This is a genomic window from Vibrio sinaloensis DSM 21326, from assembly GCF_000189275.1.
GTDB lineage: Bacteria > Pseudomonadota > Gammaproteobacteria > Enterobacterales > Vibrionaceae > Vibrio > Vibrio sinaloensis.
In genome coordinates this window covers 42,030-58,622 of sequence record NZ_AEVT01000067.1, presented here as the reverse complement: position 1 = coordinate 58,622, position 16,593 = coordinate 42,030, and the positions used below count along the sequence as shown (strand labels likewise).

The 16,593-nt window shown below is 44.4% G+C and carries 18 protein-coding genes; 4 read left to right on the top strand and 14 right to left on the bottom strand.

Annotation, left to right across the window (positions count from 1 at the left end; genetic code table 11):
• Nucleotides 1-9: 9 nt before the first annotated feature.
• Nucleotides 10-990 carry a phosphoserine phosphatase gene (gene serB, locus RH45_RS11760; protein ID WP_008077395.1) on the bottom strand — a complete coding sequence of 327 codons (981 nt, stop codon included), beginning with the start codon at nt 988-990 and terminating at the stop codon, nt 10-12.
• A gap of 104 nt (nt 991-1,094) precedes the next feature.
• On the opposite strand from serB, the gene RH45_RS11755 reads away from it, so the two are divergent.
• The gene (locus tag RH45_RS11755) at nt 1,095-1,697 is read left to right on the top strand and encodes a YtjB family periplasmic protein (RefSeq protein WP_008077393.1); all 603 of its coding nucleotides are present in this window, start codon (nt 1,095-1,097) and stop codon (nt 1,695-1,697) included.
• A gap of 68 nt (nt 1,698-1,765) precedes the next feature.
• Here the strand turns inward: RH45_RS11755 and deoD are convergent, their stop codons facing one another.
• From deoD to RH45_RS11710, 10 genes are all read right to left on the bottom strand, one after another.
• Nucleotides 1,766-2,485 (bottom strand): purine-nucleoside phosphorylase, encoded by a 720-nt coding sequence (gene deoD, locus RH45_RS11750; protein WP_008077392.1) that lies wholly within the window; start codon nt 2,483-2,485, stop codon nt 1,766-1,768.
• A 90-nt stretch (nt 2,486-2,575) separates the two neighbouring features.
• Nucleotides 2,576-3,796 carry a phosphopentomutase gene (locus tag RH45_RS11745; protein ID WP_008077390.1) on the bottom strand — a complete coding sequence of 407 codons (1,221 nt, stop codon included), beginning with the start codon at nt 3,794-3,796 and terminating at the stop codon, nt 2,576-2,578.
• A 65-nt stretch (nt 3,797-3,861) separates the two neighbouring features.
• On the bottom strand, nt 3,862-5,190 hold the full coding sequence (gene deoA, locus RH45_RS11740; protein ID WP_008077388.1) for a thymidine phosphorylase: 1,329 nt from the start codon (nt 5,188-5,190) through the stop codon (nt 3,862-3,864).
• A 114-nt stretch (nt 5,191-5,304) separates the two neighbouring features.
• A complete protein-coding gene (gene deoC / locus RH45_RS11735) occupies nt 5,305-6,081 on the bottom strand; it encodes a deoxyribose-phosphate aldolase (protein WP_008077386.1) in 777 nt (258 codons plus the stop codon).
• 247 nt (nt 6,082-6,328) lie between these two features.
• On the bottom strand, nt 6,329-6,499 hold the full coding sequence (locus RH45_RS11730; RefSeq protein ID WP_008077385.1) for a XapX domain-containing protein: 171 nt from the start codon (nt 6,497-6,499) through the stop codon (nt 6,329-6,331).
• Between the two features lie 298 nt (nt 6,500-6,797).
• Nucleotides 6,798-8,060, bottom strand: a complete 1,263-nt coding sequence (locus RH45_RS11725; protein ID WP_008077384.1) for a NupC/NupG family nucleoside CNT transporter — start codon at nt 8,058-8,060, stop codon at nt 6,798-6,800.
• Between the two features lie 204 nt (nt 8,061-8,264).
• Nucleotides 8,265-9,038: a TatD family hydrolase gene (locus RH45_RS11720; RefSeq protein ID WP_008077383.1), complete on the bottom strand. Its 774-nt coding sequence runs from the start codon at nt 9,036-9,038 to the stop codon at nt 8,265-8,267.
• Nucleotides 9,038-9,184, bottom strand: a complete 147-nt coding sequence (locus RH45_RS23445; RefSeq protein ID WP_008077382.1) for a DUF5363 family protein — start codon at nt 9,182-9,184, stop codon at nt 9,038-9,040. The genes RH45_RS11720 and RH45_RS23445 overlap by 1 nt, the downstream gene beginning before the upstream one ends.
• Nucleotides 9,185-9,200: 16 nt before the next feature.
• Nucleotides 9,201-9,974 (bottom strand): peroxide stress protein YaaA, encoded by a 774-nt coding sequence (gene yaaA / locus RH45_RS11715; protein ID WP_008077381.1) that lies wholly within the window; start codon nt 9,972-9,974, stop codon nt 9,201-9,203.
• Between the two features lie 112 nt (nt 9,975-10,086).
• Complete coding sequence (locus tag RH45_RS11710) at nt 10,087-11,517, bottom strand: alanine/glycine:cation symporter family protein (protein ID WP_008077380.1); 1,431 nt, start codon at nt 11,515-11,517, stop codon at nt 10,087-10,089.
• A 707-nt stretch (nt 11,518-12,224) separates the two neighbouring features.
• On the opposite strand from RH45_RS11710, the gene RH45_RS11705 reads away from it, so the two are divergent.
• Nucleotides 12,225-12,407 carry a DUF3545 family protein gene (locus tag RH45_RS11705; RefSeq protein ID WP_008077379.1) on the top strand — a complete coding sequence of 61 codons (183 nt, stop codon included), beginning with the start codon at nt 12,225-12,227 and terminating at the stop codon, nt 12,405-12,407.
• A 49-nt stretch (nt 12,408-12,456) separates the two neighbouring features.
• On the opposite strand, the gene RH45_RS11700 is transcribed toward RH45_RS11705, so the two are convergent.
• The 3 genes from RH45_RS11700 to nfo form a co-directional block, all read right to left on the bottom strand.
• Nucleotides 12,457-13,008 (bottom strand): hemerythrin domain-containing protein, encoded by a 552-nt coding sequence (locus RH45_RS11700; RefSeq protein ID WP_008077378.1) that lies wholly within the window; start codon nt 13,006-13,008, stop codon nt 12,457-12,459.
• A gap of 90 nt (nt 13,009-13,098) precedes the next feature.
• Nucleotides 13,099-13,779 (bottom strand): uracil-DNA glycosylase, encoded by a 681-nt coding sequence (ung, locus tag RH45_RS11695; protein WP_008077377.1) that lies wholly within the window; start codon nt 13,777-13,779, stop codon nt 13,099-13,101.
• 265 nt (nt 13,780-14,044) lie between these two features.
• Nucleotides 14,045-14,926 carry a deoxyribonuclease IV gene (gene nfo, locus RH45_RS11690; protein ID WP_008077376.1) on the bottom strand — a complete coding sequence of 294 codons (882 nt, stop codon included), beginning with the start codon at nt 14,924-14,926 and terminating at the stop codon, nt 14,045-14,047.
• 324 nt (nt 14,927-15,250) lie between these two features.
• Between nfo and grcA the strand changes: the two genes are divergently transcribed.
• Both grcA and RH45_RS11680 read left to right on the top strand, forming a co-directional pair.
• Nucleotides 15,251-15,628: an autonomous glycyl radical cofactor GrcA gene (gene grcA / locus RH45_RS11685; RefSeq protein ID WP_008077373.1), complete on the top strand. Its 378-nt coding sequence runs from the start codon at nt 15,251-15,253 to the stop codon at nt 15,626-15,628.
• Between the two features lie 96 nt (nt 15,629-15,724).
• The gene (locus RH45_RS11680; RefSeq protein WP_008077371.1) at nt 15,725-16,591 is read left to right on the top strand and encodes a LysR family transcriptional regulator; all 867 of its coding nucleotides are present in this window, start codon (nt 15,725-15,727) and stop codon (nt 16,589-16,591) included.
• The last annotated feature ends 2 nt before the right edge of the window (nt 16,592-16,593 follow it).

Below are 16,593 nucleotides of genomic sequence, written 5' to 3'. Positions count from 1 at the left end.
CTTTTCACTCTATTTCAAAGGGCTGAAACTGACCCTTTTCTGCTTAACTAAGATGGCAGACAAAATACAAATTACCCCACCTAAGCCGCTAAATCGAATCGCGGTCTGAGCCTGCTGCTCCACCTTAGGCTTAGCATGATAAGCGATGCCCAGCCCTGCGGCCGCCATCATCGTAAGATCATTCGCGCCGTCGCCAACTGCAATCGTATTGTGAGGCTCAACATCATACTCTTCTGCCAATTGCTCAAGAATGTCTGCTTTCGTTTGTGCCGAGACAACCTCGCCAAGCACTTTACCAGTCAATTTACCCTTCTGAATTTCCAGCTGATTAGACTGCGCAAAATCCAAATCTAGCTGCTCTTTTAAGTAATCAGAGAAGTAGGTAAAACCACCTGAAGCAATTGCCGTTTTCCAACCAAAACGTTTAAAGGTTGCAATTAACTGCGGTAAATCAGGCATGAGAGGAAGCTCCTGTCGAACCTGTTGCAGAATATTCTCATCCGCGCCTTTTAACTTCGCCACTCGTTGACGCAAACTTTGCTCGAAGTCGAGTTCACCTTGCATGGCACGTTCGGTAACTTCTGCTACTTCTTCCCCAACGCCAGCAAGTTTAGCGATTTCGTCAATGCATTCGATTTGAATCGCCGTTGAGTCCATATCAAAAACCACCAAACCGGGTTTACTCAAGTCTGGAATATCTTGCAGCTTGGCATAATCCATTTCTAGCGCTTGCAAAATTTCTTCGTGCTCTGACGTTAATTGCCCCGCCATTAAAGCGACTTCGTATTGGCCCACTTTCCAGACGTCGACCACTGAGTTGTAGTAGCCAGTATAAAAGTCGATGTCTTCAAACTGCGCGGCAGATAAGTAAGTGCTGAACACAATCCAATTGGCTTTTTGTTTTTCAAAGCTTGTTGAAAGGCGCGCCTCTGGAAGACGGTTAACAAGAGGAATATGACGTTGAATGGGAAGAGTATGTAACCTGTCCATGTTTAAAATCCTTATAAAACCTTGCCACACGTTAACCTATTGCAATTTGCAAGCGCAAGTCCCAAACTGTTCTTCAGCGAATTTTAACGAAATTTTGGTGCAAAATGGATTCATCTCTGTTTTCTTTTCGAAATGCCCTACGTGCCCTGGCGATTCTATCTTTGATCGCTATGGTGGCAGTGATTGGTGTCAATAGCGTTAAGATCACTAAAGGTAACGAACAGATCCAACAAAACCAGTTGGAGACTTTAACGCAAATCTTAGTTACCCAGGCATCTTTGTCTGCCGGTGATATGCTCATCAATCAAGATCAAGAACGGCTACTTCAATTAACCAATCAACTGGCAAAAGACGATTTAGTCTATGATGCGGCGATCTACGATGCGGAGGGAGTTCGCTTAGCGTCTAGTGACAACGCGAGATCCGTACGACAGATCCTAGGCTTAGACACGCCACTTGAAACAGCGCGGATCGGTAAACAGCAGTTGGTGGAACCCATCGTGCACGATAATGGGGTATTAGGGTTTGTCCGTATCACGTTCGAAACAGGCCAAGTCACCGCTTTCTCCGATCACTACTACCGTAAAAGTGATCGTTACATGTACACCATGGTTGGAATGAGCTTTATTGCAGGCCTACTGCTTGCGATTGTGATTCGTCGTAAGCCGAAACAGAAAGGTGAAAACTTGTTACTGAAAGATATGTAACCAGCATCCAAAAAATAAAAGGGTTGGCATGATGGCCAACCCTTTTTCGTTTTGAGCGTTGTCTGCGATTACTCTGCGTCGCCCAACAATACTGAATCTAGTGCAACAATCATCATGTCGTTGAAGGTTGTTTGACGCTCATCTGAGGTCGTTTGCTCGCCAGTCTTAATGTGGTCAGACACAGTACAAATCGTCAGTGCTTTTGCACCGTACTCCGCACACACACCGTAGATACCCGCCGCTTCCATTTCAACACCAACAATACCGTACTTGTCCATCACGTCGAACATTTCTGGATCTGGCGTGTAGAATAGCTCTGCAGAGAATAAATTACCGACTTTCACTTCAATACCACGTGCTTTAGCCGCATCTTCTGCAGCACGCACCATCTTGTAATCAGCAATAGCAGCAAAGTCATGGCCTTTGAAACGAATGCGGTTCACTTTAGAATCCGTACACGCCCCCATGCCAATCACAACATCTCGTACTTTGATGTCTTCACTCACGGCACCACAACTACCAACACGAATGATCTTCTTCACACCGAAGTCTTTAATCAGTTCAGTCGCGTAGATTGAACATGAAGGGATACCCATACCATGACCCATTACAGAGACTTTACGACCTTTGTAAGTACCTGTGAAACCGTACATATTGCGGACGTCACAAACTTGAACCACATCGTCTAGGAATGTCTCTGCGATGTATTTAGCACGTAGCGGGTCACCCGGCATCAGTACGACATCTGCAAATGCGCCCATTTCAGCGTTGATATGTGGAGTTGCCATGATTTCATTTCCTTTTCAGTATCGAATTAAGGTTTTAACAACAAAAGAATAGAGGGCTTAGCCCTCTATTCTTATTTATTATGGATGGAGTTACAGAAAGCTCTTACCGTAATCCATTGGTGACGTACCAAAATGGCTCGCCAGTGTTTGGCCAATATCGGCGAAGGTTTCGCGAAGGCCAAGAGAGCCAGCAGGAACCTTCTGACCGTAAACAATCACTGGGATATGCTCACGAGTGTGGTCCGTGCCCGGCCAAGTTGGGTCACAACCGTGGTCTGCGGTTAGGATAAGAATGTCATCTTCTTCCATCAGATCCATCACTTCATGGATGCGACCATCAAAATACTCTAGTGCTGCAGCGTAACCTGCAACATCACGACGGTGGCCATAAGCCGAATCGAAATCAACAAAGTTGGTAAATACAATCGTATTATCGCCCGCTTCTGCGATGGCTTCTTTTGTCGCTTCAAACAGCGCAGGAATACCCGTTGCTTTCGTCTTCTTAGTGATACCGCAACCAGCGTAAATATCGGAGATTTTCCCGATCGAGTGAACGTCACCGCCCTTTTCATCCACCAGTTTTTGTAGAATCGTTGCTGATGGTGGCTCTACTGATAGATCACGACGGTTACCGGTACGCTCAAACTGACCTTTACCCGGACCAATAAACGGGCGCGCGATAACGCGACCAATATTGTAATCTTCTAGCTCTTCACGAGCGATTTGGCAAAGCTCTAACAAGCGATCCAAACCAAATGTCTCTTCGTGACAAGCGATCTGGAATACAGAGTCTGCTGACGTATAGAAGATTGGTTGGCCAGTCTTCATGTGCTCTTCACCCAAGTCATCAAGAACCTGAGTGCCCGATGCATGGCAGTTACCTAGGAAACCATCAAGGCCTGCGCGCTCAAGGATTCGGTCAGTCAGCTCTTTCGGGAAGCTGTTCTCTTTATCCGTGAAGTAGCCCCAATCGAACAACACAGGTACACCGGCAATTTCCCAGTGACCAGATGGCGTATCTTTACCAGAAGATAGCTCAGCAGCATGGCCGTAAGCACCGATGATTTCTGCGTCTACGTCAAGTCCCGGTGCGAAGCTGCCAGTCGACTCTTTATGAGCCATCGCTAAACCTAGTTTAGATAGGTTTGGCAGCTTAAGTTGGCCACTGCGCTCTGCGTTGTCTGCAAGACCTTTATCACACTGCTCGGCAATATGACCTAGCGTGTCAGAACCGACATCTCCAAAATCTTTAGCATCCGCTGTTGCGCCAATACCAAAGGAGTCTAAGACTAAAATAAATGCTCTTTTCATTGCTCTTTCCTTAGGCCCACTCAACTTAATATTATTGTGATGCAAGCAGGCCTGTGTAATTTAAATTAAACGTCTTCTGCGCGGATTTGACGATATACCTCAGGCGTTGGTGTGTACTCACCACCAATCGTAATCGCTTTCTTAAGGGCATCTGCCGCTTCTTGCCATTGCTCTTCACTACGAGCATGGATAACCGCTAACGGTTTATCGCTGGACGCTTCTTCACCCAAACGAATAAAGCCATCGAAACCTACAGCGTAGTCGATTTCATCAGTTGCTACGCGACGGCCACCACCCATAGAGACCACAGCCATACCAATTGCGCGGGTATCCATTGCTGATACAACACCCGATTGGTCTGCAAAAACAGGTTTAATGATGTCGGCTTTTTCTAGGTAGTTGTCATAGTTTTCAACAAAATCTACCGGGCCGCCTAAACCAGCTACCATTTTACCGAAGCACTCTGCCGCTTTACCGTTATCCAGCACTTCCATAAGTTTAGCGCGTGCATCTTCAGTGTTCTCAGCGAGCTTGCCAAGAACCAACATTTCCGCACATGAAGCCATCGTAACTTCAAGAAGACGAGGGTTACGGTATTCACCAGTTAGGAACTGAACGGCTTCGCGAACTTCTACTGCGTTACCCGCAGATGAAGCCAGCACTTGGTTCATATCGGTAAGAATCGCGGTTGTCTTAGTACCGGCACCATTTGCTACTGCAACGATAGATTTTGCTAGTTCTTCTGATGCTTCGTAAGTTGGCATGAATGCGCCTGAACCGACTTTTACGTCCATAACCAGTGACTCAAGACCCGCAGCCAGTTTCTTGGACAGAATCGATGCAGTGATCAGTGAGATGTTATCTACTGTTGCGGTAATATCGCGAGTCGCATACACACGCTTATCTGCAGGAGCAAGATCGCCTGTCTGACCGATGATCGCCACGCCCGCATCTTTTGTCACATCACCAAACACTTCATTATTTGGGGTAATGTTGTAACCCGGAATTGACTCAAGTTTGTCTAGTGTGCCACCAGTATGACCAAGACCGCGACCAGAGATCATAGGAACGAAGCCACCACATGCTGCCACCATAGGGCCAAGCATAAGTGAAGTGACGTCACCAACACCGCCCGTTGAGTGCTTATCAACGATTGGGCCGCCAAACTCTTTGTGACTCCAGTCGATCACCATACCTGAATCGCGCATTGCACACGTCAGTGCAATGCGTTCTGGCATGGTCATCTCGTTGAAGAAAATAGCCATCGCAAACGCAGCAATCTGGCCTTCAGATACTGTGTTTTTCGCCACACCTTGGATGAAAAAGTTAATTTCGTCGGCAGTTAATACTTCGCCGTCGCGTTTTTTACGAATGATTTCTTGAGGTAGATACATTAGTTCCTCCCACGCTAAAGTTAGCGATGGTTGTAAGGTAAAGAGGTAATGTGGAGTAGCGAAGCACTACTCCACCAAACAGACTTTATTTTTATTAATTCTCGAACGAAAAAATTAGTAAGCTGCTGGGTCAGCAGTCTCGTCTGTCACTTCTAATGTATTAAGTAGGTTAGTTAGCAGGCTTGACGCACCGAAACGGTAGTGACGAGCATCAACCCAGTTATCACCTAGAATTTCGTCTGCCATTGCTAAGTAAGCTTGTGCATCTTCCGCAGTACGTACGCCACCTGCTGGTTTGAAACCAACAGTTTCAGCAACGTCCATATCACGAATCACTTCTAGCATCATGCGAGCGTATTCTGGTGTTGCGTTTACTGGCACTTTACCCGTTGAAGTTTTAATGAAATCTGCACCTGCTTTGATTGAGATTTCAGAAGCTTTCTTGATTAACGCTTCTTCTTTTAGTTCACCAGTTTCGATGATGACTTTTAGAAGGATATCGCCACATGCTTCTTTACATTGCTTAACTAGCTCGAAACCAACTTCTTCGTTACCAGCCATTAGAGCGCGGTATGGGAATACTACGTCTACTTCATCTGCACCGTATGCAATAGCGGCTTTTGTTTCCGCAACAGCGATATCGATATCATCGTTACCGTGTGGGAAGTTAGTTACAGTCGCAATGCGAACTTCTGGTGTACCTTGCTCACGAAGTGTCTTCTTAGCAATAGGAATAAAGCGAGGGTAAATACAAATTGCAGCCGTGTTACCTACTGCTGATTTTGCGTCATGACATAGAGAAATAACTTTCGCATCAGTGTCATCGTCATTTAGCGTAGTTAGGTCCATTAGTTTAAGTGCACGTAGTGCTGCTGCTTTTAAATCGCTCATTTCTATCTCCGATCAATATTCAAAAATTTTACTGGCCTGATCGATTGATCAGGTCTTCAGTCATTTATGAACGGACTTGGTTCCTTGAAGACTCGGCATATACAGCGAATTAATATGCCAATTGCTATCCTTGTCACCGCACAGTACCAGTTTGGTCTATGGCACAACAATCTGCGATCGATGTGTCTAACGTATACGCAGCTCTCGCTACGACTAGCGCTCATCATACTCCTTGTATCAATCAACGCTAGCTAAAAAACTTTTCAATAATCCATTGATAAGCTACGCCACCTAAGTAGACACCAACTATCCCCATCACACCCGATAAGACAGGTGGAGCGGGGATGGGCAACTTAATGGCTGAAAACAGGATTCCGACAACAAACCCAGCTAGGGTCGCGAGGATAACTTCATTCATAAGTCATAACCTACTTTCTATAGATATATACATTATAGATATTTGTCGCAAAACTGTAGTGGCTCATAGAGCGCAAACGGTTTGTATCTCAAAAAAGTCGTTGGTTAACGTTTGCTCAATCTCATCCAAAGGCAAACCTTATCCAACCGAACACACAATGCTTTTGAGCTCATTACTCAGGGTGTCCTTGAAACTGTAGTCACGTCCAGTTGAGTACAGAAAAACAAAAAGCCCCGCAGCAAGAAACTTGCTACGGGGCTTTGTAAAACGGCGTCTATATAATCTTTCGCTTAATCAATTAGAAAGATAGGAAGAAGCCAGCGATTGTCGCCGCCATTAGGTTAGATAGCGTACCAGCACAAACCGCTTTAACACCCATACGAGCGATGTCGTGACGACGGTTTGGAGCTAGACCACCTAGACCACCTAGTAGAATCGCGATAGAAGAAAGGTTTGCGAAACCACATAGAGCGAATGCGATGATTGCTTGAGTCTTCTCAGACATTACTTGACCAGTTGCTGGAACAACTTGTGCTGCATCACCAACGTAAGGTACGAAGTTTAGGTAAGCAACGAATTCGTTAACAACCAGTTTCTGACCGATGAATGAACCAGCAAATGTTGCTTCAGCCCATGGAACACCGATTAGGAATGCTAGAGGTGCGAACAACCAACCTAGAAGAAGTTCTAGAGTTAGGTTTTCCATACCGAACCAACCGCCAACGCCACCTAGGATACCGTTGATAAGAGCGATTAGACCGATGAATGCTAGTAGCATTGCACCAACGTTTAGCGCAAGTTGTAGACCAACTGATGCACCACCTGCCGCAGCGTCGATAACGTTAGCTGGCTTGTCGTCACCACCATCGATATCGCTACCTAGACTTTCATCTGGAGTATCAACTTCTGGTTTGATGATTTTAGCGAACAGCAGACCACCTGGTGCTGCCATGAATGATGCTGCTACAAGGTACTCTAGAGGTACACCCATAGATGCGTAACCGGCTAGTACACCACCAGCAACAGACGCAAGACCACCACACATTACTGCAAATAGCTCAGATTGAGTCATTTTAGGTACAAACGGACGAACCACTAGTGGTGCTTCTGTTTGACCTACGAAAATGTTAGCTGCTGCAGACATTGACTCGGCACGTGAAGTACCTAGTGCTTTTTGTAGACCGCCACCAAGAATCTTGATAACCCACTGCATCACACCGATGTAGTAAAGTACAGAAATTAGCGCAGAGAAGAAGATTAGCGTTGGTAGTACTTGGAAAGCAAAGATGAAACCGATACCGTCAACTGAGAAGTTAACTAGGCTGCCGAATAGGAAACCAGTACCGTCTTTACCGTAGTCGATCACGTTTTGTACACCAGCTGAGAAACCAGCTAGAAGATCACGACCCCATGGTACGTAAAGAACGAAACCACCGATGATGAATTGGATAGCAAATGCGCCACCCACAGTTCTTAGATTGATAGCTTTGCGGTTATCAGACAGTAGTAATGCAATTCCTAGCAATACTGCCATACCGACTAGGCTCATAAACAGGCTCATAGTTTATGACTTCCTTATATGTTATTTGTTGGCGTGTTACAAAATGGAGCTCAAAAGCGGAGGCAATTATACTCATCCGTCCATTGATAAAGTAATGCCGTCCTCACAGTTTCTAATAAGATTCATCATGCGTTCACTCATTTACGTGAACAAGATCACCATTCAGCTTCCGAGTAATCACTAAAAGAACAATTTATTTAGAATTTATTCACAAATACCGAACGCCGAATTGCTATTTTTCCAAACGTTTTCAGCAATCGTTTGCTCGGACATTCCTTTTAGCTCTGCGAGGCAGGACACTATTTGACCTATCATCTTTGGATGATTGGCCTTGCCTTGGTAGCCATATAGTGGCATGTCGGGCGCATCCGTTTCTAACACTAGCTTATCAAGTGGCAGCTGCGCCACAGCTTGTCTGGTTTTATTCGCCCTTGGATAACTGATCACACCACCGACACCAATATAGAAGCCGAGCTCAATAAACTGCATCGCCTGCTGGTAGCTGCCTGAAAAGCCGTGCAAAACACCACCAAAAACAAAGCGGTTTTGCTTAATTAATTGCAACAATCGATTGTGAGTTTTCCGACTGTGTAAAATAAGAGGAAGTTGACAGTTTGTTGCAACTTGTAGCTGCTGAACAAACAGTTGCTCCTGCAGAGCACTATCAACAGACACTATTGCATCCAAGCCACATTCACCTATTGCGACGCACTTATCGCTCCTTTGCTCGAGCAACTTCTCTAACTGTTTAAAGCCTTGAGAGCTACCCGGTTCAAGAAAGTAAGGATGAAATCCTAGCGCGTAATAAATCGAGGGAAACTTCATGACTAAGTCAGCGACATGCTGCCAGTTACTCGGCCCGATAGAAGGAACAATTATGCGTTCAACCTTATTGCGATGAGCCAAAGCGACATGACTATCGATATCATCAGCAAAGGGAGCAAAATCCAAATGGCAATGAGTGTCAAAAAGGCGCATTACTTATGCGCCTTTTTATTGCTTTGTGTTTCAGAGTGGGGATCGCTGCGGTAAGGGACACAACTGCGTTTATTTTCTGCGGTAAGCCCCATAGACAGACACCAAGCATCATACTTAGCCAGTAAACGCTTAAACCAGTCAATCATCCCCTACTCCTAACTATTACTGCTCTTCGCGTTTGAACACTAACTCGGTTGGTGTCGATTCATCTTCGACAAAGTAGTAGCCCGCCGTATCAAACTGAGTCAAATCGGCCACACTCGAAATACGATTCTCTATAATATAGCGTGCCATCATACCGCGTGCTTTCTTGGCGTAAAAACTGATCACTTTATATTGGCCATTCTTACAATCTTTAAAAATAGGCGTGATCACTTGAGCATCCAACGCTTTTGGTTTGACCGCTTTGAAGTATTCATTCGATGCGAGGTTAATAAGCACATTATCGCCTTGTTCGCTGATCGCCTGATTGAGCTTATCTGTAATAACATTTCCCCAAAACTGATATAGGTTCGTCCCTTTATCGTTGGCAAGCTTAGTGCCCATTTCTAGGCGATATGGCTGCATTAGGTCGAGTGGCTTGAGCAAACCATATAAGCCCGAAAGCATACGAAGATGAGATTGCGCATAGTCAAAATCGTCTTCAGACAATGTTTGAGCATCAAGCCCTGTGTAAACATCGCCCTTAAAGGCTAAGATCGCTTGGCGAGAATTGTCGGCGGTAAACGTTTCACTCCACTCTTGAAAACGTCCAACATTGAGATCGGCGATCTTATCACTCACCTTCATCAAACTGGCCACGTCTGCAGGCGTCAGTTTGCGGCAGACCTCAATCAGTTGCTTTGAATACTCAACCAGCTCAGGTTGACTAAACTTTTCAGTCGCTAGCGGCGATTCATAATCTAACGTTTTCGCAGGAGATACGACGATTAACATAACTTTACTCTATCCATATTTTTGTTTTATTGGGATTAGAGTACAAAAAAAGCCATGCATTGTCTGCATGGCTTTAATAATCGCTTTAATAGGCAAAGCTTATAGCGGGCGATTAATCTTTCTTGTTTTGATCCCAGATCCCCTCTTCAAGCTGAGATTTCAGCTCAGGGAAATCATTTGAATCAAATGTAGGGACTTTACCTTCGCTCAATTGGCGATTGTAGTCTTTTGCCAGCTTAATCACGATGCCCGAAAGTAGGATGATCGCCACTAAGTTAACAATGGCCATAAGGCCCATTGATACATCAGCAAGTGCCCATACCACTGGCAGTGAAGCCACAGCACCGAACATAACCATGCCTAACACAATCACTCGGAAAATACCTAGGCCCGCTTTATGGTTGTGCTCTAGGAAAATTAAGTTGGTTTCCGCGTACGAGTAGTTGGCAATGATAGAAGTAAATGCAAAGAAGAAAATTGCAACCGCAACAAAAATGCCGCCCCAATCGCCGACTTGAGAACTCAGAGCTGTCTGAGTTAACTCGATACCCGTCACTTCACCGTGAGGTACATACTCACCTGACATCAAAATAATCGCCACTGTTGCTGAACAGATAACGATAGTGTCCATGAACACACCAAGCATCTGTACATAACCTTGAGAGGCTGGGTGTGGCGGATATGGGGTTGCTGACGCAGCAGCGTTTGGCGCAGAACCCATACCCGCTTCGTTCGAGAACAAACCGCGCTTGATACCGTTGATCATAGCCTGAGCAATCGCGTAGCCAAGACCACCCGCAGCGGCTTCTTGCAGACCGAACGCGCTCTTGATGATTAACGAGAATACCGCTGGAAGTTTCTCAAGGTTCGTTACCATCACAAACATTGCTAGTAACAGGTATGCAAGCGCCATGATCGGCACGATCAACTCTGCTACGCGAGCGATGCGCTTGATACCGCCGAAAATCACAACCGATGACAGTAGGACCACAAAAGCACCTACATAAGTATCTTCCCAACCAAAGGCATTGTGCATCGCGTTGGCGATAGAGTTAGCTTGTACAGCATTAAATACAAGACCAAACGCAATGATCAGGAATACAGAGAACAGTACCCCCATCCAACGCATACCCAGACCTTTCTCCATGTAGTAGGCCGGGCCGCCGCGATAATTACCATCATCATCTTTGGTTTTGTATAGCTGAGCCAGAGTACTTTCTGCAAATGATGTTGCCATACCTAACATGGCGATCAACCACATCCAGAAAATCGCACCTGGGCCACCAGCAGTCAGGGCAACCGCGACACCAGCCATATTACCGGTACCGACACGTGCAGCAAGACTGGTACAAAGCGCTTGAAAAGAAGAGATACCAGCTTTGTCTGCTTTACGGCTGTTCTTCAATACTGAGAACATGTGGCCGAAGTGACGGAACTGAATGAAGCCCAAACGGACTGTAAAGTAAATTCCAACACCTACCAAAAGATAAACAAGAATAGAACCCCATAGTAGGTCATTCATTAAGTTAATTAAGTCTGTCATAAGATCCTCATAGTGAGATATCGCTGATCTCTGCGTCCAAGCCATCCATCTAACTGCCCAACTAAGTGTCAAGATTGCTTAGTGTTGCTATTGTTGTTCTTTGCAGTTTAGACCTGTAAATCTCGCCTCATGCTTCCATTTTACGTATCAGCGTAATTTTTGACGGGCGGATAATGCAGTGAAGAATAGTAAAAATCAATATGCAAACCAATTCATTTTAATGTTATTTTTCACTATAAAATCACCATTAGTTAACACAAATAAAGGGAAAAATGACACAAAAATAGAACATTAACATAAATTATTAACAACAATGACGGATGACTCACCCCATAAAAAACAGCATACCAATAAATATCGCACACGCCTTACCCACCAAGGTCTCGGCGAAAAAACTCACTTATAGAACTTTCCTTACATTTCGTTGCATTCAGACACCTGACACAACTTATTGCATAAGCAGTCAAACTGCTGCATTTCTAAACACCCAGTTAACAATCATAATATGAGAATTTAATCGTTTTCGTTAACTCGTTTGGATAAATTTCCATCATCAGATAAGCAAAAATTTGTGACTCTCTAGGACAATTTAAGGAAAAACTTAATTAAATCGTAACAAATGAGAAACGAATCAAAGATACGCTTCGTACAGAATGGTATTTAATAAATGCCCCTTCAAAGAGTAATAATTAGATAAGAGGTAGCTTATGGATGGCTTAAACTTTGAAGAAATTATGGAAATGAACACGCCAAAAGGCCGCACAACACGCTCGAAACCCGTCAAGCGTAAGTGGCGAGAGATTGAGGCCATTAAGGATAGACAACGTCTACAACGCGAGCTTAAAGAGATGGATATTGGTTTTGAAGATCTCGCTGATTTAGAATATTGATAAAAGAGGCGTTACGCCTCTTTTTTAATGCGTGCAGCCCTAACACTGTTTAGAGCGCTTCAGACTCGTTTTGTCTCACACGCTGAGCGAGTTGCTGGTATTGCTCGGCAATCGTGTCGCCAAACACGGGATCATCCTCATTGACGCTCCACATATCTTCAACGGCTTGCCAATCTTTGACGGTAAAATTTCGCACGATAATCGGCAAAACCGAATGTTCTTCCATCTCTAAATGCTGTTTCTGGCTAACCACAAACTCACGCAGTTGATCTAGAAATATATCTTGGGGAACCACCGCGTCTTGAAGAATCATTTCAACCGTAGCTAAAAAGGCATGTGTTTTTTGCGACAACTGTTTGTGCTCTAGTTCGAGATTCTCGATCGCTTCTAAATGACCAAACTTGTCGAGGTAATATTGATACAGGATATCTTCCTTGGGGTGGTGAACTCGTTCTGAGTGTTCCGCTAAATAGGCCACTATCTCATGTAGCAAAGAGTAATTAATCGCCTGTTCATGCTCAAGCTGGGATATTTTCCTTTTTAACACAGCCAGCAGTCGCACCATATAGCCGTGCTCTCGTCTGATTCGTTCAATCATCATAGCGCTCTCCTTAACACCTACTTTTTATAAGTGTATAGGAGATAACACTATGACGCTTTGAAGTTGTTCGAATTTTAGACAACTTGTTGACTAAACCTCAAGCGGCAAATGCCAGTCAATCGGAGACTCTCCTTGCTCAGCCAGAATTTGATTTGCTTGAGAGAAATGGCGACAACCAAAAAAACCGCGATGAGCGGATAACGGTGAAGGATGTGGCCCAGCCAACACATGGTGCTTATCACGATCAATAAAGCGACCTTTTTTCTGTGCATGTGCGCCCCAAAGCAAAAACACCACACCAGATTGGTGTTGATTCACCGCCTCTATCACTTTATCTGTAAAAGTTTCCCAGCCAGATTTAGCGTGAGAATGTGCTTTGCCTTGTTCCACAGTCAAAACCGTGTTCAGTAACAACACTCCTTGCTCAGCCCAGCTTTGTAGGTATCCGTGGGACGGAATTTGAAAGCCTTCAATATCTTGAGCCAGTTCCTTGTACATATTGGCTAATGAAGGAGGCGTTTTCACGCCTGGTAATACAGAAAAACACAGACCATGCGCTTGATTGGGACCGTGGTATGGGTCTTGGCCAATAATAACGACTTTGACATCGTTAAATTCGGTCGCTCTAAAGGCATTAAAGACATCTTTGGCTGGAGGGAAAATGACCTTGCCTGACGCTCGCTCCGCTTCCACAAACTCAAGGGTTTGTTGAAAGTAAGCTTGCTGCTTTTCAACACCGATCACATCATGCCAGGTCAATGACTGACTCATACTCTGTTCCTTCTCTCTATGATAGCGATACAAATTGTCGCAAAAATCGTAGAAGGAACAAAGCAGAGTTTCAAAGCCTGTATACGGCGCTACTGTTTCTGTGGTGTACGGTAGTGGCCTTGACCAGTAATATGTCGATTGGGGGCGGGTAAACGAACAGTTCGCACCGCGACATGTACAGATGAAAAAGTCATAATGGCATCCTCACAAGTTAAACACCTTATTAACTATGAAAAATTGATGCCAATTTTCTTGCTCGCCTCAATTAAGCAATCAATTGATGACTAAATTGTCTCAACTTTTCAATTTCTTCAGGCCAAATATCAGGATCAATCGTTTCTAGAATCAAGGGGATAGAGTCAAATCGAGCATCTTTAGCTATGTATTCAAAGCAATCCCATCCGATCTCGCCTTGGCCTAAAGAGTGATGCCTATCCACCTTGCCGCCTAAGGCAATTTTTGAGTCATTAATGTGCATTGCCCTTAAATATTGCATTCCGACAATACGATCAAATTCGGCAAATGTCGCATCACAGGCATCAAAGCTGCTCAAGTCATAGCCTGCGGCAAAAGTATGGCAAGTATCGATGCAAACACCGACGCGAAACTTATCCTCTACCTGCTCGATAATCTCGGCCAGATGTTCAAATCGCCAACCAAGGTTCGTTCCCTGTCCTGCTGTGTTCTCAATCACGGCAATAACATTAGGAACCGATTGATGGGCAATATTGATCGACTCTGCGATTCGGGCTAAACACTCTTGCTGCGAAATTTTCTTTAAATGACTCCCAGGATGAAAATTGAGTAAGGTAAGCCCAAGTTGATCGCAACGCTTCATTTCATCTATAAACGCTGCGCGAGACTTCTCCAGCTTTTCTTCTTCTGGTGCACCTAAGTTTATTAAATAAGAATCGTGAGGGAGGATCTGCTCGCTGGAGAAGCCTAACTTTTTACAATTCTCCTTAAACGCCCTAATGGTTTTTTCTTCTAAGGGTTTGGCAACCCATTGACGTTGGTTTTTGGTAAACAGAGCAAAAGCGTTAGCGCCGATGTCATGAGCTCTTAATGGAGCCTGATCCACTCCGCCAGCAGCAGAAACATGAGCGCCGATAAACTTGTTGCTTGGTTGAGTATTTGGTCTTGTCATTTAATCACTCTGTACTTTCAGTATGGACCACTATATGCGGTCAAATAGCGGACTCAGGTCAAACTTTAAACTTATTTTGTAGTAAAATTACAACAAAATAAGTTATTAAATATTTTTTATATTATCAAATAAATTGTAAATACTTTGTTTTCAAAGGTTTTATTGATTTAGAACAAGAAAATAACCTTTAGAAAAATGGTGTTTTTAGTTGTTTTTTGACTTAAATCAATATTATCATAAGGGATATTCGCTATATAATACGTAGCTCAATAAAATTCGAAAGTTAACACCAATAAAACCACTGAAGTGGACTAGGAGATAGTGATGATCCAAGGTATTCAAATTACTAAAGCTGCAAACGACGATCTACTAAACTCAATCTGGCTATTAGACAGCGAGAAGAACGAAGCTCGCTGTGTTGCTGCTAATGCTGGCTTTGAAGCAGACCAAGTTGTAGCGATCAACGATCTAGGTGATTACGAAAGCCGCGAAGTAGCCATTGAAACTGCACCACGTATCGAAGGTGGTCAACACCTAAACGTTAACGTTCTTAAGCGCGAAACACTAGAAGATGCAGTAGCGCACCCTGAGAATTACCCTCAGCTTACTATCCGCGTTTCTGGTTACGCTGTGCGCTTTAACTCGCTAACTCCAGAGCAGCAACGTGATGTAATCGCTCGTACTTTTACTGAGTCTCTATAATTCTCAGTTTAACGACTGCAAAAGCGGCGCTCATTGAGCGCCGCTTTTTTATTGGTTACAGTATCTGCCTGCCCACATTTTCATGGATACGACCCAATGTTGTTAGAAGGTATCGAGACACTGTTGACACTCAGCAAAGCAAAGACAATGAGTCGTACAGGGAGCCAACTCTACATTAGCCAATCAGCGGTCAGCAAACGTATTGCCAATCTAGAAAAAAAACTGGGTAAAAAGCTTATCGTACCTGATGGTAGAAATGTTCAGCTCACGCAAGATGCCATCAACCTCATAGAAAGTATTGGTCCAACATTTTATGAGCTTAGAGGGCGTATCTATGAGCAACAATCCATGGAAGAAAAAAGCCAAATCATCATCGACTGCTCGGAAACTTTGGTTGCGAGTTACCTTGCTAGCGTACTTGGCGACCACTTTAAATCCGATCCTTACATAAGTATCACTACTAACCATACACCGAGAATCGTTGAGCATGTCCAGTCAGGTAAAGCACACCTAGGTATTTGCGCAGGCTTGCTGCCACCACAACATGGGCTTAAATCATTTCACCTTCTCGATGAACCCTTCTTTATCGTTTCGGATAGCCCGCTCCATCAACTGCCTAGCACCATCATTACCAACGACCTTGCCAATAGTGCCAATACGTATCAATTGAAGATTCTCAAAAGTCTAGACATGGCCCCTGTCATGGAGATGGACTCCTACGCAGCAGCTGCTCAACTTGCTCTCTCTGGTATAGCACCCGCTCTGGTACCGCTTTCGGTGATCCAAACACTAAAAATTGCCCCGCAACATTGCCATCACTTCGATCAGTTACAGCCGCTGTATCGTCCATTGCATGTATGCCTGCGATCCTCTTCCTATAAGAATCAACGAATAAAAACCTTAGTCGATAATGTTGTTTCAACTGTCGCATCTTCAGCGCTGGGGTTAAAGGAAGCCCCCTAGCT

What these genes read in the sequence shown, in the direction of transcription:
- serB (WP_008077395.1), bottom strand. Translation starts at nt 990, where the DNA reads ATGGACAGGTTACATACTCTTCCCATTCAACGTCATATTCCTCTTGTT.
- RH45_RS11755 (WP_008077393.1), top strand. Translation starts at nt 1,095, where the DNA reads ATGGATTCATCTCTGTTTTCTTTTCGAAATGCCCTACGTGCCCTGGCG.
- deoD (WP_008077392.1), bottom strand. Translation starts at nt 2,485, where the DNA reads ATGGCAACTCCACATATCAACGCTGAAATGGGCGCATTTGCAGATGTC.
- RH45_RS11745 (WP_008077390.1), bottom strand. Translation starts at nt 3,796, where the DNA reads ATGAAAAGAGCATTTATTTTAGTCTTAGACTCCTTTGGTATTGGCGCA.
- deoA (WP_008077388.1), bottom strand. Translation starts at nt 5,190, where the DNA reads ATGTATCTACCTCAAGAAATCATTCGTAAAAAACGCGACGGCGAAGTA.
- deoC (WP_008077386.1), bottom strand. Translation starts at nt 6,081, where the DNA reads ATGAGCGATTTAAAAGCAGCAGCACTACGTGCACTTAAACTAATGGAC.
- RH45_RS11730 (WP_008077385.1), bottom strand. Translation starts at nt 6,499, where the DNA reads ATGAATGAAGTTATCCTCGCGACCCTAGCTGGGTTTGTTGTCGGAATC.
- RH45_RS11725 (WP_008077384.1), bottom strand. Translation starts at nt 8,060, where the DNA reads ATGAGCCTGTTTATGAGCCTAGTCGGTATGGCAGTATTGCTAGGAATT.
- RH45_RS11720 (WP_008077383.1), bottom strand. Translation starts at nt 9,038, where the DNA reads ATGCGCCTTTTTGACACTCATTGCCATTTGGATTTTGCTCCCTTTGCT.
- RH45_RS23445 (WP_008077382.1), bottom strand. Translation starts at nt 9,184, where the DNA reads ATGATTGACTGGTTTAAGCGTTTACTGGCTAAGTATGATGCTTGGTGT.
- yaaA (WP_008077381.1), bottom strand. Translation starts at nt 9,974, where the DNA reads ATGTTAATCGTCGTATCTCCTGCGAAAACGTTAGATTATGAATCGCCG.
- RH45_RS11710 (WP_008077380.1), bottom strand. Translation starts at nt 11,517, where the DNA reads ATGACAGACTTAATTAACTTAATGAATGACCTACTATGGGGTTCTATT.
- RH45_RS11705 (WP_008077379.1), top strand. Translation starts at nt 12,225, where the DNA reads ATGGATGGCTTAAACTTTGAAGAAATTATGGAAATGAACACGCCAAAA.
- RH45_RS11700 (WP_008077378.1), bottom strand. Translation starts at nt 13,008, where the DNA reads ATGATGATTGAACGAATCAGACGAGAGCACGGCTATATGGTGCGACTG.
- ung (WP_008077377.1), bottom strand. Translation starts at nt 13,779, where the DNA reads ATGAGTCAGTCATTGACCTGGCATGATGTGATCGGTGTTGAAAAGCAG.
- nfo (WP_008077376.1), bottom strand. Translation starts at nt 14,926, where the DNA reads ATGACAAGACCAAATACTCAACCAAGCAACAAGTTTATCGGCGCTCAT.
- grcA (WP_008077373.1), top strand. Translation starts at nt 15,251, where the DNA reads ATGATCCAAGGTATTCAAATTACTAAAGCTGCAAACGACGATCTACTA.
- RH45_RS11680 (WP_008077371.1), top strand. Translation starts at nt 15,725, where the DNA reads ATGTTGTTAGAAGGTATCGAGACACTGTTGACACTCAGCAAAGCAAAG.